Raw genomic sequence first — 14,705 nt, 5'->3', positions numbered from 1 at the left:
ATGCGGCAGGCTCAAGTTCATTCGGCAAGATGATCCACCAGCTTTGCCATGAATGCCTGACCTGCCTCGAATTGGGAGACCTCAAGGAATTCGTTCGGCTGGTGGGCTTGCGCGATATCGCCGGGGCCGCAAATGATGGCGGAGTAGTCTTTCTCTTGGAATTGCCCCGCCTCCGTGCCGTAACTGACAACATGGGTCGCGTTGTCGCCGGTCAGTTGTCGCACCAGACGTTCGGCCTCGCCGTCGTTCTCCGGCTGCAATGGGGGCACGTGAAAACGCTCAGTCACTTCGATGCGTGTTTCGGGCACAACCGCCTGCATCGCAGCCTCCACTTCCGCCACACGCGCAAACAAGGCGTCGCGGTAGGTGGCAATGTCGTCGCCAGGTACCAGCCTGAAGTCGATGCCGAATTCACAATCCTTCGCGGTGATGTTGTGCGCTGTGCCACCCCAGATCTTACCCGTGTGGGCCGTCGTGAATGGCGGATCAAACTGCGCGGCAATCGGAGAAGGCGTCGCAGCGATATTGGCGTCGTTGATCTGGTTGGCCCATTCGATCAGTTTCACGCCATACATAATCGCGTTCACACCCGTGTGCAGCAGGGAGGAATGAACCTCGAAGCCATGCACATGGATCCACCAGCCGTAGCCGCCTTTGTGACCTGAAACAGCCTTCATCATAGAGGGCTCCCCCACCACCACGGCGCTGGCGGCGGGCAAGTGTTTACGCATCTCGGCGATCATTGGCGGCGCACCAAGGCAGCCGACTTCCTCGTCGTAGCTGAGTGCGATTTGCAAGGGGCGCTTCACGCCCCGCTCCAATGCGAGAGGTACGGCTGCAAGCGCCAAGGCATCGAATCCCTTCATATCGCAGGTACCGCGCCCGAAGAGTTTTCCGTCTTTTTCCACCACCGTGAACGGGTCGGTATCCCACGCCTGGCCCTCGACAGGAACGACATCCGTGTGCCCAGAAAGTACAACCCCGCCCGCGACATCCGGCCCGACGTTGGCGTATAGAGACGCCTTATTTCCCTCTTCATTATAGACACGGGTTGCGATGACGCCGTGACCTTTAAGGTAGTCTTCCACCCAGTCGATAAGGTCAAGGTTACTGACATTACTGACTGTTTTAAAAGATACTAGCTTGTCGAGAATGGCGCGCGCATCCATGGGCCGTCCTTGCATTTTTGAGAGATTATCAATCGGCAGGTTGGTCCCCCGATGTCCCAGCGTCAAGACCTGTGCTTAAGAATTCACCTCATGCCGCGACAACGCGCATTTCTTTCACAAAAACCGTTGCTATGAAAAATTTCGGTGATAAACTTACGACGAGCGCCGGGGGACACTGGTGCCGTTCAACAGGGGGTATTGAATGCCAGACGGGCCCGCGCCAGTCCTACAGCCCGTACTTGATGTACGGGGTCTAAAGACCGTATTTAAAACTCGCTCCGGCGAGGTCCATGCCGTGAATGACGTCAGTTTTGACGTCCGTCCGGGAGAGTTGTTGGGAGTCGTTGGAGAAAGCGGCTCCGGCAAATCGGTGACGATGATGTCGCTGATTGGCCTGCTGCCTTCCCCACCTGCGGACATCCGTGGCGGGGAGGTGCTTTTTGAAGGCAACGATCTGCTCACAACCGATGCGGAAACCTTGCGCAAAGTGCGCGGCGGGCGGATCGGCTTTATCTTTCAAGACCCGATGACCTCCCTGAACCCCGTGTTCAACGTCGGCTTCCAGATCATGGAGCCACTGCGCAGGCATATGGGCCTGAGCAAAGCTGACGCGCGCATTCGCGCCGCTGAGTTGCTGGAGCTTGTCGGCATCCCCGATGCGCAAAGACGTCTCAAAGACTACCCGCACCAGTTTTCCGGCGGTATGCGCCAGCGGGTCATGATTGCCATCGCCCTTGCGTGCGACCCCAAGGTGCTGATCGCCGATGAGCCGACAACCGCGCTCGACGTGACCATTCAGGCGCAAATTCTGGAACTGGTAAAAGACCTACGCGAAAAGCTGGGCATGGCGATTATCTGGATCACGCATGATCTTGGCGTTATCGCTGGGATCGCTGACAGGGTTATGGTCATGTACGGGGGCCAAGTTGTTGAACAAGCCCCGACCCGTGAACTCTTCGGCAACCCCCAGCATCCGTATACACGCGCCCTGCTGGAAACGATCCCGACGGTGCGCGGCGCGCGCCCCGACAAGTTGAACGTAATTGACGGCCAGCCGCCCATCCTTGGCGCGGCCCCCACCGCCTGCCCGTTCCGCGACCGCTGCCAATACCGTTTTGCACGTTGCGACGCAGAGAACCCGAGCCGCACGCCAGCCGGTCCTGGCCACGATGCCGCCTGCTTCTACGACTTTACCGCTGGAGGACCGCGCGTTGCTTGATACCCCGAAAGAGCCGCTTGTCCGCGTTTCCAATCTGAAAATGCACTTCCCGATTTACGGCGGCTTGCTACGCCGACGCACTGGAGAAGTAAAAGCCGTTGATGGCATTTCCTTCGACATCTTCGAGGGGGAAACCCTTGGGCTGGTCGGCGAGTCCGGTTGCGGGAAATCCACCGTCGGGCGTTCCGTATTGCGTCTCTATGAGGTGACGGGCGGGTCGGTGACCATTGACGGGCGCGACATTGCGCACGCAGCCCCTGAGGAGCTGCGCAAGATGCGCACCCAGATGCAGATGATCTTCCAAGATCCGCAAGCGTCGCTGAACCCGCGCATGAAGGTGTCGGAGATCATCGGCGAGCCGCTGCGCGAACATCACGCTGGCTCCGCTGCGGAGCGCCGCGAGCGTGTGCTGGAGCTGATGGACCAAGTTGGCCTCAACCGTGATTTTGCCAATAGATACCCGCATGAGTTTTCCGGCGGGCAACGCCAGCGCATCGGTATTGCCCGCGCCTTGGCGCTGAACCCCAAGTTCATCGTATGCGACGAGCCGATTGCGGCCCTCGACGTGTCAATTCAGGCGCAGGTGGTTAACCTGCTTGAGGAATTGCAAGAACGGCTTGGGCTGACCTATCTGTTTATCTCGCACGATCTGTCGATGGTGCGCCATATCGCGGACCGCGTGGCGGTTATGTATCTGGGCCGCATCGCAGAGCTGGCCCCGCGCGATGACATCTACGCGGAGCCTTTGCATCCCTACACCAAGGCGTTGCTCAGCGCTGTGCCTGAACCGGATCCGTCCGTGGAGGAAAAGGTCGAGCGGATTATTCTGGCGGGCGATGTTCCGTCGCCGTCGAACCCGCCTAAGGGGTGCAATTTCTGCACCCGCTGCCCGTCCGTCATGGATATCTGCAAGCGCGACGAGCCGGAGTTTCGCGAGGTTCAGCCCGGCCGCTTTGTGGCCTGCCACCTCTTTAACCAGACAACATAGAGCGTTGATAAAGCGCCAAAAACAATAAGCTCAACAAGGAGAGACTACATGAAACTGAAACCAGCCCTCTTAGGTGCTGCCGCCTCACTGGCCTTTGTGCCGATGGCAATGGCCGACGGCCATTCCGGTGAACGTGGCCGCGACGGCGCCGTGTCGATCATTTATTGGCAAGCCCCCTCCATCATGAACCCGTTCCTGTCGGGCGGGACCAAAGACGTTGAAGCCGGCTCCATGGTTGTTGAACCGCTGGCGCGCTACAGCGAGACCGGCGAATTGGTTCCGTGGCTCGTGGATGAAATTCCGACTACCGATAACGGCGGCGTTTCCGAAGACCTGACCACAATCACGTGGAAGATCAAACCCGGCATCGTCTGGTCAGACGGCACCCCGTTCACATCCGCTGATGTAAAATTCACGGCAGACTACTGCATGAACCCAGAAGGCGGCTGCGCGCAGATCACCAAATTTGAGGGTGTCACCAACGTAGAAGCAATCGACGACCTGACGGTCAAAGTCACCTTCGACAAGCCGACCCCCTTCCCTTACGGCCCCTTCGTCGGCGGCGAGAGCCCAATTTTGCAAGCTGCACAGTTCGCGGACTGCACGGGCGCAGCTGCATCCAGCTGTTCGGAGCAGAACTTCAACCCAATCGGCACCGGCCCGTTCAAGGTGGTTGAGTTCAAGCCTAACGACGTGATCACTATGGAAGCCAACGAGAACTACCGCGAAGAAGGCAAACCAGCCTTTGCAACGGTAACCTTCAAAGGTGGCGGCGACGCGACGGCTGCTGGCCGTGCGGTTATGGAAACCGGCGAGTTTGACTACGCGTGGAACCTGCAACTGGCGCCTGACGTCATCGCCAACATGGAGAAAGGCGGCAAGGGCAAGCCTGTGGCAGGCTTCGGCCCGTTGGTAGAGCGCCTGATGCTGAACCAAACCAATCCCTCGCCTGATCTGGGGCCGGAAGAACGCTCCGTCATTCGCCCGCATCCGTTCTTGGGCGACCCTGCGGTTTACAAGGCCATGTCCATGGCAATCGACCGCCCACTGCTTGTCGAAATCGGCTACGGCAAAGCGGGTAAAGTCACCTGTAACTGGGTGCCTGCACCTGATGCGTTCAACTCCACTTCGATGACCTGCGATAAGCAAGACATCGCGGGCGCGAACAAGCTTCTTGAGGACGCAGGTTGGGTCGATAGCAACGGTGACGGCTCGCGCGATAAAGACGGCGTAGAGCTGAGCTTGCTCTATCAATCCTCCACCAACGCCGTACGTCAGGACTTCCAAGCCCTGATCAAACAGTGGTGGTCGGAAATCGGCATCACCGCAGAGCTGCGCAATGTAGACTCGTCGGTGTTCTTCGGTGGCGACGCCGCGTCGCCTGATACGTTCCAGAAGTTCTACGCAGACGTGGAAATGTACGCCAACACGTTCAACGGCACAGACCCGCAATCGTATCTGGCCAACGGCCTGTGCGACAAAGCACCGTCGCCCGCGACCCAGTGGCAGGGTGAAAACATCACCCGCTTCTGTAACGAAGAGTACGACGCGCTGCACAAGAAACTGTCCAACACTGCCGGTCTTGAGGCCCGCGCCGAAATCGGCAAACAGCTGAACGATCTGATCGTCCAAGAAGGTGCCATCATCCCGCTGGTGCACCGTGGTCGTCTGTCCGCGCATGCGAATAGTCTTGGCGGCGTCAAGCTGAACGTATGGGACAGCGAGCTTTGGAATGTGGCCGACTGGTACCGCGTTAAATAAGCCATAACACTTTGTGAGGCGGGCCAGTCCCGCCTCACTCCCCCCACCCTTCCTTAAGACCTGAACCGAGGCGTCGCTATATGTTCACCTTCACGATCCGCCGGCTGATCCTAACGGTCCCGACGCTTCTGTTCATCTCTTTCGTGATCTTCATGATCGTGAAACTCAGCCCGTCCGACCCGACTGGCAATCTGCCCCTCACGATCCCGTCCGAAGTGCGCGAACAAATACGCGAGGCACTTGGGGTCAACAAACCACTGATTGTGCAATACGGCCTATGGTTAAAGCAGTTCTTCTGGCTGGAACCGCGCATCTATCTGGAACACGCTTTCGGCTGGGACTTGGGCACCGCTGGGGAAACCCGCCTGATCTCCTACCAAACCCGCTCGCCCGTTATGGACCTGATCATGCAGCGCATGCCGCAGACCTTGATGGTAGTTGGCACCGCCTATCTGGTCGGCACCCTCATCGCGCTGCCCATCGGTATTATATCGGCGTACAAGCAATATTCCGTCTTCGACCAAATGGGCACGCTGGTGTCGATGATCGGCTTCTCCGTGCCGCCGTTCTTCTCCGGCGTTCTGGTGATCGTTCTATTCTCCGTGATGATCCCGAGCGACAGCTATTTCTGGCTGCCGTCGATTTATGACACCACCCATGAGGTCACGGACTGGGAAAGCTTCAAGTTCCAATTCCGCCAGATGATCATGCCGGTGATGGTGCTGGCCTTGCAGATCACCGCGCAGATATCGCGCTTCACGCGGGCATCCATGCTCGATAACCTGAACCAAGATTACGTGCGCACAGCGCGGGCCAAGGGCATGAAGGAAAAGACCGTTGTGCTGGTTCACGTGCTGCGCAACTCCATGATCCCCGTGGTCACGGTGATCGCCCTTGGGATCCCGTCGATCTTCGGCGGCGCAATCATTACGGAGCAAGTGTTCAAGGTTAACGGCCTCGGCCAACTGCTGATCATCGCCATCCAAGGCGGCGACGTGCCAACGGTGCAAACACTGACCTTCATTTTCGCGATCCTGATCGTGCTCTTCAACCTGATTGCCGATGTGCTCTACGGCATTCTGGACCCCCGTATTAGATATGATTGAGATCCACTATGACTGATACCACGCAGATCACTGCCCCGCCCCGCAACCAATGGTGGGACGTTTGGGACCAGTTCAAAACCCATAAAGGCGCGCTTATCGGCGCCGTCTTCTTCATACTTATCATTCTAGGAGTGATTTTTGGGCCGTGGTTGTGGGGCGTTGATGCGACCCACATCGACATCCGGTCCCGCAATCAGGGCCCTAGCCTCGCCCACCCTATGGGCACCGACCAGTTGGGCCGCGATACCTTCGCGCGCATGATGGCTGGCGGGCGCGTGTCGATGGCTGTTGGCCTGACAGCGATGGCTCTGGCCTTGGGGCTTGGCACGCTGGTCGGCGTTGTCGCAGGCTACTTCAAGAAGCTGGACGGCATTATGATGCGGACCACGGATTTGTTCCTTGCCTTGCCACTGTTGCCGCTGCTGCTGGTTATCATCATGCTGTTTCGCGACAAGCTGAACTCAGCGTTCGGACCTGAGGGTGGGATTTTCATCCTAATGGTGTCGGCCATCGGCGCGACCTCTTGGATGCAAACCGCGCGGATCGTCCGCGGGGATGTGCTTGCTATCAAAGAACGTGAATTTGTGCTGGCCGCGCGGTCCATTGGGACACCAAGCCGCCGCATGATCATCCGCCACATTCTACCGAACGTGCTATCGCCGATCATGGTGTCCGCGACCTTGGGTATCGCCAACGCGATCATCACCGAAAGCGCCCTCAGCTTTCTTGGCCTTGGGTTCCCGCCGGACTTCCCGACATGGGGCCGCCTGCTGTTCGATAGCGTCGACTACCTACAACAATACCCGGAGCGGGTCATGTGGCCGGGCCTAGCGATCTCACTGACAGTGTTGTCCGTGAACTACATGGGCGACGGGCTAAGGGACGCATTGGACCCGAAAATCCGCGGGCGGTAGTCGCGCACAAAAAAGGCCCGATTGCGTGTTGCACCGGGCCTTTTCATTTTGGGCGCCAAGCCCCCTACTCCATCTTTTCGCGAATTCTGTGAACCATCCACCACACGGCCAGCACGACCACGGGGGTCGTAACGGCGGCGAGCACCAGCTTGGGTATTCCCACCGCATAGGCGGCTGGCTGCGCCATGTAGAGCACGAGGTTGACCGCATAATAGCTGATGGCCACGACCGATAGCCCCTCCACCGTCTTTTGCAGGCGCAGTTGCAGATCGGCGCGCTTATCCATGCTTTCCAGTAGCTTCTGGTTCTGGGCGGAGCGTTCCACATCCACCCGTGTGCGCAGCAGATCGCCCGCACGAATGGCGCGTTCGGCCATGGTTTGCAGCCGCCGCTCCGACGCTTTGACCGTCCGCATCGCCGGATCAAAGCGGCGCATCATGAATTCGGCAAAGGTCTGTCGCCCCTCGAAACGCTGTTCACGCAGAACATCAATGCGCTGGTTCACAATCGCCTCGTAAGCCCCCGTGGCCCCAAACCGGAATGACGACTGCGCCAGCAGGCTTTCCAACTCTGCGGAAGTCACGAGAAGCTCGCGAAGCGTGTCTTCCGCGTTCGTGCCGCCCTCGGTCATGGCCGACATTAATGCCGTTAAAGTGGTGTCCAGATCGCGCATACGCGGCCCCAGATCACGCACTCGGGCCAAGCCTAGCATCGACATGCTTTTGTAGGTCTCGATCTCACACAGGCGTTGCACGATCCGCCCGATGCGCCGCTCCCCCGTGACGTCACCGACGAAAATCGCAAGCCGCATGTGGCCCGCGACATCAATGCGAAAATCCGTGGCAATGGTCGCAGCCCCGTCCAATACCTTGCTAACAGCAAGGCTTTCTGGGACGAACCACCCGTCGACACGTTTGGTGATCTCTGCGGGTCCGGGATCCCCTTCCACCCTAATGAGAGCGGATGTAATCCGTGGCCCCGGCGCGGATGCAAGCCACTCGTCGGGGAACCCCTGAAAGGCTTTGGGGTCGAAAGGGCGGTCCTCCAGCGCGGGGGTAAACAGCGTGTAGGTCACGAACTCGGTGTGTTGCTCCCACTTCAGCTTAAATTTGCCAACCTCCCCGAACCAATGCGTCGCACCAGGTTGAGGGTGCGGAGCACCGTAGCGGTCCAGCAGTTGCGTAAGATGTGCTCGCCCTGCGTCGACCTCGTGCGCTTCGGGTTGCTCTGGTCGCTTGATGGCCAGAAATATCGCGCCACATGGTGCGTCCAGTGATGGAAACGGGCGCGCGTGCAACTCGTTGGCCAAAGCGTAACGGAGCGGGTGATCTTCGATAGGGGACATAGAACTAACCGTAAGTGACAATCACTCAAGGCTATGCTGCAATGCGCCCTATTGAAACAATTTTTTCATCTAAATCAGATACTTATCGGCATGCAATTGCATACACTATTATCCGAACAGATAAACACGCCCCGAAGCCTCCCGCCTCCGGAGCGTGCAACTGGTTCAGATGGTTACAACCGCAAGTGGCGGGAAGCCATTGAAACCAATGGAGGAATACGACGATGTGTAGGCTCCGGTATTGCGGATCAGAACACGGTCGCCGGATTTCAAAGTCAGCGGCAGTTGCATCGGGCGCTTCTCATAAAGCACATCCGCGCTGTCGCAGCTTGGCCCCGCCATGACACAAGGGCCACATTCGTCACCGTCACGCGCAGTCTCAAACTGGTAGCGGATCGCCTCGCCTTCTGTTTCGGCCAGACCTGAGAAACGGCCAATGTCGAGATAGACCCAGCGGTGCATGTCGCGATCGGACTTGCGTGACACCAGCATAACCTCTGCCACAATAACGCCAGCCTCCGCGACCATGCCACGGCCGGGCTCTGCCATGATGCGGGGGACATCGCCGAAACGCTCTGTCACTTGCGCCATCACCGCCGCAGCATAGGCCGTCGGGGCCTCAATGGCCTCGCCGTGGAATGCTGGGAAACCACCGCCGATGTTGAGCATGCTCAGGTTGTGGCCCGCATCCTGTGCCGCGTGCCAGATCAGCGCCAGCGCGTCCAGCGTAGGGGTCCACATATCCGCTTTGCGGGTTTGCGAGCCCACGTGGAACGAGAAGCCAACAGGGGCCAGGCCCAGCTCTTTTGCGTAATCAAGCAGGCGCAGCGCAGTGTCACGGTCGCAACCAAACTTGCGCGACAATGGCCAATCAGCCTGCGATACCTCTACGATCAAGCGGATGTAGACCTGCGCACCGGGGGCGTGTTCCGCGATCTTTTCCAACTCTTCGTCAGCATCGGCCGCGAACAGCGTGATGCCAGCAGCGTAAGCGAACGCAATGTCAGACGGGCGTTTGATGGTGTTGCCGAACGAAATATCCGCTGGGTCAGCACCCAGACCAAGGCATAGTTCAATCTCGCCGCGCGAAGCCGCGTCGAAGTGAGAGCCGAGGTTAATCAGGGTCTCGATGACCTTACGCTCTGGGTTGGCTTTGACGGCGTAGTGGATGTCCGCGCGGCCAAGACCGGCTTTCAACGCGCGGTATTGCTGGGCAACCAGTTCAGTGTCGATGACCAATGTTGGGCGATCAAACTCTTGAGATGCAACGAATGCATCCAGACGATTAGGAATAACAGGACGGGCGGACGCGTGCGCGTCCGAGAATTGTACAGTCATGGTCATCTCCAAATAGACCCGGCCATAACGGGATAGACCCGCGCGAGACCGCTCACTTCCAAGGGGAGACGTTACCGTCGCTACGTAAACACGTGTTGCGTAAACTGCTACAGGCCAGAGGCGCGTGCGTTGGCGTCTATTTGCGTCGTATCGACCACAATGTGAGTCGAAGCAATCAAAAAATTTACGTTAAACGAAAAAAGTGCCCCGCCGGTGTGACGGGGCAAATTTCCGCTTACATGCATGGATTAGCCTTGAAGCTTATCCTGTGTCTTGGTGTCAAAGTCACTTGCATCGTGGCGCTCATGCAGCTGCCCTTCAAGCGGCCCAGAGGTCCGGTTAACCATCTGCCCCCGTTGCACCGCTGGACGCGCCGACACCTGCTTTTCCCAGCGTAGAACATGGTCGTACTCATGTACGCTCAGGAATTCGCCAGCGTTATAGGCCTCACCCTGCACCAGTCGCCCGTACCAAGGCCAGGTGACCATGTCTGCGATCGAATAGGTGTCGCCTGCGAGGTATTCATTGTCTTCCAAGTGCTTGTCGAGCACATCCAATTGACGCTTCACTTCCATCGCGAAACGGTTGATCGGGTACTCCTGCTTCGTCGGTGCATATGCATAGAAGTGACCAAACCCGCCACCAAGATACGGCGCTGCCCCTTGCAGCCAGAACAGCCAGTTCATGCATTCGGTCCGCTTCTCGACGTCCGTGGGTAAGAACTCCCCGAATTTCTCCGCGAGGTAGAACAAGATGGAGCCACTCTCGAAAACCCTCGTCAGGGACTTGGTATCGAACAGGGCCGGAATCTTGGAGTTCGGGTTCACGTCAACGAAACCGCTTGAGAACTGATCGCCCTCCCCGATGTTGATCAACCACGCATCATATTCCGCGCCTTTGTGCCCGAGGGCCAGCAGCTCCTCCAGCATGATTGTGACCTTCTGCCCGTTTGGCGTGGCAAGGCTGTATAGCTGTAAAGGGTGCTTACCGACCGGCAAATCCTTGTCGTGGGTCGGGCCGGAGACGGGGCGATTGATGGATGCAAATGTGCCGCCGGACTCAGCTTCCCATGTCCAGACTTTGGGTGGGGTATACTCTTGGGTCATTGAATTCCCTTCCTTTTCACTATTGCGCGTACCAAACCCCGTTGCAGCCGCAGGTGCAAACCGAAAAAGATTAAGGGGCAAAGTTGTCACGGAATTTGCGGTCAAGCCCATGAGGCCAAGAACGCCTTACTGGTATATTTTACAGCGACTTAAAGCATACCCAGCTAGGCGGATCAGTGCTCGTAAACTTCCCGGCATACTATCGCCCCCACCCTGCCCTTCGAAAATAAACTGGGAACATTCTAGCAGAGCCCGCCGTTGTCTCCTCATACAGCGCTTGAAACAAATTCCAGTGCATCAGAAAAGAACCAGGAGATACACCATGACCAAGTTTTTCACATCGACAGTACTCGCAATGACCGTTGCAGCACCTGCTTTCGCCGAAACATCTATCAACGCAGAAGAGTACTTCGCTCTGTCCAACAGCTCCGCAGCTGAACGCATGGTCGAGGAAACCTCCACAGGTGACGTGACCGCCGCCGAGATCAAATTCGCCTTGGGCAACATGAGCGCCGCCGAGCGCACAGTGTTCTTCGAAATGGACGATGAGACACGCATGAATAAGCTGATCGCACTGCGCAAAACCGCGCCGATGGACAGCCCAGCAGAAGCAGCCGCTTCTAACTAAGGTTACTTGGGCCGGCCATCGCCGGTCCACGAAACAAAAACGGGCGCTCCGATTGGAGCGCCCGTTTTCATGTCAGTCGTAGGTGTCAGCCCTGCCCGTCTAGTCGATCTTAGGCAACAGGCTGTCCAGCGATGCCTTCGCATCCCCGTAGAACATCCGCGTGTTGTCCTTGAAGAACAGCGGGTTCTCGATACCCGAGTAACCCGTGCCTTGACCGCGTTTGGACACAAACACCTGCTTGGCTTTCCAGCATTCCAGAACCGGCATGCCAGCGATAGGCGAGTTCGGATCGTCCTGCGCCGCAGGGTTCACGATGTCATTGGACCCGATCACGATAGCGACGTCCGTGTCTGGGAAATCCTCGTTGATCTCGTCCATTTCCATCACGATGTCATAGGGGACTTTAGCTTCCGCCAGCAGGACGTTCATGTGGCCCGGCAAGCGCCCGGCAACTGGGTGGATTGCAAAGCGCACAGTCTTACCCTGCGCGCGCAGCTTGCGCACCAGTTCCGCGACCGCCGACTGGGCTTGCGCCACGGCCATCCCGTAACCTGGTATGATGATCACGCTATCTGCTTCGTTCAACGCCGTAGCGACACCGTCCGCGTCAATCGCAACCTGCTCCCCCTCAACCGCCATCTGTGGGCCCGCTGCGCCGCCGAAGCCGCCCAGAATAACCGACACGAAAGAGCGGTTCATCGCCTTACACATGATGTAGCTGAGGATCGCACCGGAGGAGCCAACCAGTGCCCCGACGACGATCAACAGGTCGTTGCCAAGTGAAAAGCCGATCGCCGCTGCGGCCCAGCCCGAGTAGCTGTTCAGCATCGACACGACGACAGGCATGTCCGCGCCGCCGATGCCCATGATCAGGTGGTAGCCGATAAACAGCGCCGCCAAGGTCATCAGGAACAGCGGGAAGAAGCCGCCCGTGTTGAAATACCAAACAAGGCAGATAACGGAGAGCGCCAAGGCACCCGCGTTCAGCATGTGGCCACCCGGCAGTTTGGTCGCAGCCGAGTCCACCTTGCCCGCCAGCTTACCGTAAGCGACGACGGAGCCGGTAAACGTCACGGCGCCGATGAAGATGCCCAAGAACAGCTCCACTCGCAGGATCGAAACCTCAACCCCCGACTTATGTGCCAGCAATCCCGCGAAGCCTTCCAGCGCGTTGCGCTCTGCTTCGCCCATGGCCATCACGCGGCCCAACTCGATGTGCGCAATCAGTCCCACGAACACCGCTGCCAGACCAACGAGTGAGTGCATCGCTGCCACCAGCTCGGGCATTTGGGTCATTTGGACCTTGGTCGCCAGCTGGTAACCGATTGCCCCGCCGCCCGCGATCAGCAGCAGCGACAAGAACCAATAGCCCGCGCCCGGGCCGACAAGGGTTGCAGCAACAGCCAAGGCCATCCCCGCGATACCATACCAAACAGCGCGTTTCGCGCTTTCTTGGCCGGACAGTCCGCCAAGCGACAAGATGAAAAGTACAGCGGCAACTACGTAAGCCGCGGTGGTAAATCCGAATTCCATGATCTCTACCCCTACCTACGATTTCTGGAACATGGCGAGCATGCGCCGTGTCACAAGGAAGCCGCCGAAAATGTTAATGCCAGTCATGAAGACCGCCAGCGCCGCCAGCAAAACCACGAGGAACGACCCCGACCCGATCTGCATCAACGCCCCCAAAATGATGATGGAGGAGATGGCGTTGGTCACAGCCATCAGCGGTGTGTGCAACGAATGCGCCACGCCCCAAATCACTTGGAAACCGATAAACACCGACAACACAAACACGATGAAGTGCTGCATAAAGCTGGCGGGGGCCACGAGGCCCACGGCCAGCAGCAGCGCGGCACCTACGGCAATCAAAGTCACCTGCGTCTTGGTTTGCTGTTTGAAGTCCGCGACTTCTTTGGCGGCTTTTTCTTCTGCTGTCAGTTCTGGGACAGCGGCCTTTTTCGGCGCGGCTGCAATCGCTGCCACTTTGGGTGGTGGTGGCGGGAATGTGATCTCCTTATCGAAGGTCACCGTCGCGCCACGAATTACGTCGTCTTCCATGTCGTGATCGATCACACCGTCTTTTTCCGGCGTAAGATCGAACAACATGTGTCTAATGTTGTTGGAATAAAGCGTAGACGCCTGTGCGGCCATCCGTGACGGGAAGTCGGTGTAGCCGATAATTGTCACGCCGTTGTCGGTGACGATCTTCTCGTCCATGACGGTCAGCTTACAGTTGCCGCCCTTCTCTGCCGCAAGGTCGACGATGACGGAGCCCGGCTTCATCGCGGCGACCATGTCTTCAGTCCAAAGCTCCGGCGCTTCTCGGTTCGGGATCAAAGCCGTGGTAATCACGATGTCAATGTCAGGTGCCAACTCGCGGAACTTCGCAAGCTGTGCTTCGCGGAATTCTGGGGATGACACGGACGCGTAACCGCCCGAAGCGGAGCCGTCCGCCTGCTCTTCCTCAAAATCGAGGAAGACAAACTCGGCTCCCATGCTCTCGACCTGCTCTGCCACTTCGGGGCGAACGTCAAAGGCGTATGTAATGGCACCCAGCGATGTCGCGGTACCAATGGCGGCAAGGCCTGCGACACCGGCGCCGACCACCAAGACCTTGGCAGGTGGCACTTTACCAGCGGCCGTCACCTGACCTGTGAAGAAGCGGCCAAAGTTATTGCCAGCCTCGATCACCGCGCGGTAGCCCGCGATGTTTGCCATGGACGACAGAGCGTCCATCTTTTGCGCGCGCGAGATGCGTGGAACCATTTCCATCGCGATGACACGGGCACCGGCTTTCTTGGCGGCTTCCATGCCCGCCTCGTTGGCGGCAGGGTTAAAGAAGGAGATCAGGGTTTGCCCGTCACGCAGCCTCTTGCTTTCCGTCTCGCTGGGTTGGCGCACTTTGACGACAACGTCGGCGGCCTTCCACAATGCGGCGGCGGTCTTGACGACCTCTACGCCCGCGTCTTTGTAAGACTTGTCAGAAAAGCCGGCCATCGCGCCCGCACCGGTCTCGATGACACAGGTGTGGCCAAGTTTTTGTATTTGTAGCGCGGATTCGGGCGTCATGGCAACGCGTGCCTCGCCCTCGAAAGTTTCCTTCGGTGCCCCGATTTTCATTGAGGGTC

General features: G+C 58.3%; 12 protein-coding genes. 6 read left to right on the top strand and 6 right to left on the bottom strand.

Translation table 11 applies throughout. The features are described 5' to 3' along the window. Positions 1 to 17: 17 nt before the first annotated feature. Complete coding sequence (argE, locus tag BLW66_RS01915) at positions 18 to 1,169, bottom strand: acetylornithine deacetylase (protein ID WP_089944159.1); 1,152 nt, start codon at positions 1,167 to 1,169, stop codon at positions 18 to 20. A gap of 202 nt (positions 1,170 to 1,371) precedes the next feature. Between argE and BLW66_RS01910 the strand changes: the two genes are divergently transcribed. The 5 genes from BLW66_RS01910 to BLW66_RS01890 all read left to right on the top strand — a co-directional run bounded on the left by BLW66_RS01910 (position 1,372) and on the right by BLW66_RS01890 (position 7,157). Further along, a complete protein-coding gene (locus tag BLW66_RS01910; protein WP_089944156.1) occupies positions 1,372 to 2,388 on the top strand; it encodes an ABC transporter ATP-binding protein in 1,017 nt (338 codons plus the stop codon). After that, positions 2,339 to 3,376 (top strand): ABC transporter ATP-binding protein, encoded by a 1,038-nt coding sequence (locus tag BLW66_RS01905; protein WP_089944153.1) that lies wholly within the window; start codon positions 2,339 to 2,341, stop codon positions 3,374 to 3,376. The genes BLW66_RS01910 and BLW66_RS01905 overlap by 50 nt, the downstream gene beginning before the upstream one ends. 48 nt (positions 3,377 to 3,424) lie before the next feature. Continuing rightward, entirely contained in the window at positions 3,425 to 5,137 is a 1,713-nt protein-coding gene (locus BLW66_RS01900; protein ID WP_089944150.1) for a peptide ABC transporter substrate-binding protein, read from the top strand. Positions 5,138 to 5,217: 80 nt separating this feature from the next. Continuing rightward, complete coding sequence (locus BLW66_RS01895) at positions 5,218 to 6,243, top strand: ABC transporter permease (RefSeq protein WP_089944147.1); 1,026 nt, start codon at positions 5,218 to 5,220, stop codon at positions 6,241 to 6,243. An 8-nt stretch (positions 6,244 to 6,251) separates the two neighbouring features. Continuing rightward, positions 6,252 to 7,157: an ABC transporter permease gene (locus tag BLW66_RS01890; RefSeq protein WP_089944144.1), complete on the top strand. Its 906-nt coding sequence runs from the start codon at positions 6,252 to 6,254 to the stop codon at positions 7,155 to 7,157. A gap of 64 nt (positions 7,158 to 7,221) precedes the next feature. Here BLW66_RS01890 and BLW66_RS01885 read toward each other — a convergent pair whose 3' ends face one another. The 3 genes from BLW66_RS01885 to yghU all read right to left on the bottom strand — a co-directional run bounded on the left by BLW66_RS01885 (position 7,222) and on the right by yghU (position 10,946). Continuing rightward, positions 7,222 to 8,502, bottom strand: a complete 1,281-nt coding sequence (locus BLW66_RS01885) for a DUF3422 family protein (protein ID WP_089944141.1) — start codon at positions 8,500 to 8,502, stop codon at positions 7,222 to 7,224. Between the two features lie 165 nt (positions 8,503 to 8,667). After that, the gene (locus BLW66_RS01880; RefSeq protein WP_089944138.1) at positions 8,668 to 9,840 is read right to left on the bottom strand and encodes a type III PLP-dependent enzyme; all 1,173 of its coding nucleotides are present in this window, start codon (positions 9,838 to 9,840) and stop codon (positions 8,668 to 8,670) included. A gap of 248 nt (positions 9,841 to 10,088) precedes the next feature. Continuing rightward, positions 10,089 to 10,946 carry a glutathione-dependent disulfide-bond oxidoreductase gene (gene yghU / locus BLW66_RS01875; RefSeq protein WP_089944136.1) on the bottom strand — a complete coding sequence of 286 codons (858 nt, stop codon included), beginning with the start codon at positions 10,944 to 10,946 and terminating at the stop codon, positions 10,089 to 10,091. Between the two features lie 322 nt (positions 10,947 to 11,268). Between yghU and BLW66_RS01870 the strand changes: the two genes are divergently transcribed. Then, positions 11,269 to 11,574, top strand: coding sequence for a hypothetical protein (locus BLW66_RS01870; protein ID WP_089944134.1), 306 nt, complete (start codon positions 11,269 to 11,271; stop codon positions 11,572 to 11,574). A 99-nt stretch (positions 11,575 to 11,673) separates the two neighbouring features. Here the strand turns inward: BLW66_RS01870 and BLW66_RS01865 are convergent, their stop codons facing one another. Beyond that, the gene (locus BLW66_RS01865) at positions 11,674 to 13,107 is read right to left on the bottom strand and encodes an NAD(P)(+) transhydrogenase (Re/Si-specific) subunit beta (RefSeq protein ID WP_089944131.1); all 1,434 of its coding nucleotides are present in this window, start codon (positions 13,105 to 13,107) and stop codon (positions 11,674 to 11,676) included. A 15-nt stretch (positions 13,108 to 13,122) separates the two neighbouring features. Then, positions 13,123 to 14,697, bottom strand: coding sequence for a Re/Si-specific NAD(P)(+) transhydrogenase subunit alpha (locus BLW66_RS01860; RefSeq protein WP_089944128.1), 1,575 nt, complete (start codon positions 14,695 to 14,697; stop codon positions 13,123 to 13,125). Between the last annotated feature and the right edge of the window lie 8 nt (positions 14,698 to 14,705).

The organism is Litoreibacter albidus, from assembly GCF_900107015.1.
Classification (GTDB): Bacteria; Pseudomonadota; Alphaproteobacteria; order Rhodobacterales; family Rhodobacteraceae; genus Litoreibacter; species Litoreibacter albidus.
Note: the sequence above shows the minus strand (reverse complement) of the source record. Positions and strands in the feature narration are given on the sequence as shown.

What these genes read in the sequence shown, in the direction of transcription:
- argE (WP_089944159.1), bottom strand. Translation starts at nt 1,169, where the DNA reads ATGGATGCGCGCGCCATTCTCGACAAGCTAGTATCTTTTAAAACAGTC.
- BLW66_RS01910 (WP_089944156.1), top strand. Translation starts at nt 1,372, where the DNA reads ATGCCAGACGGGCCCGCGCCAGTCCTACAGCCCGTACTTGATGTACGG.
- BLW66_RS01905 (WP_089944153.1), top strand. Translation starts at nt 2,339, where the DNA reads ATGCCGCCTGCTTCTACGACTTTACCGCTGGAGGACCGCGCGTTGCTT.
- BLW66_RS01900 (WP_089944150.1), top strand. Translation starts at nt 3,425, where the DNA reads ATGAAACTGAAACCAGCCCTCTTAGGTGCTGCCGCCTCACTGGCCTTT.
- BLW66_RS01895 (WP_089944147.1), top strand. Translation starts at nt 5,218, where the DNA reads ATGTTCACCTTCACGATCCGCCGGCTGATCCTAACGGTCCCGACGCTT.
- BLW66_RS01890 (WP_089944144.1), top strand. Translation starts at nt 6,252, where the DNA reads ATGACTGATACCACGCAGATCACTGCCCCGCCCCGCAACCAATGGTGG.
- BLW66_RS01885 (WP_089944141.1), bottom strand. Translation starts at nt 8,502, where the DNA reads ATGTCCCCTATCGAAGATCACCCGCTCCGTTACGCTTTGGCCAACGAG.
- BLW66_RS01880 (WP_089944138.1), bottom strand. Translation starts at nt 9,840, where the DNA reads ATGACTGTACAATTCTCGGACGCGCACGCGTCCGCCCGTCCTGTTATT.
- yghU (WP_089944136.1), bottom strand. Translation starts at nt 10,946, where the DNA reads ATGACCCAAGAGTATACCCCACCCAAAGTCTGGACATGGGAAGCTGAG.
- BLW66_RS01870 (WP_089944134.1), top strand. Translation starts at nt 11,269, where the DNA reads ATGACCAAGTTTTTCACATCGACAGTACTCGCAATGACCGTTGCAGCA.
- BLW66_RS01865 (WP_089944131.1), bottom strand. Translation starts at nt 13,107, where the DNA reads ATGGAATTCGGATTTACCACCGCGGCTTACGTAGTTGCCGCTGTACTT.
- BLW66_RS01860 (WP_089944128.1), bottom strand. Translation starts at nt 14,697, where the DNA reads ATGAAAATCGGGGCACCGAAGGAAACTTTCGAGGGCGAGGCACGCGTT.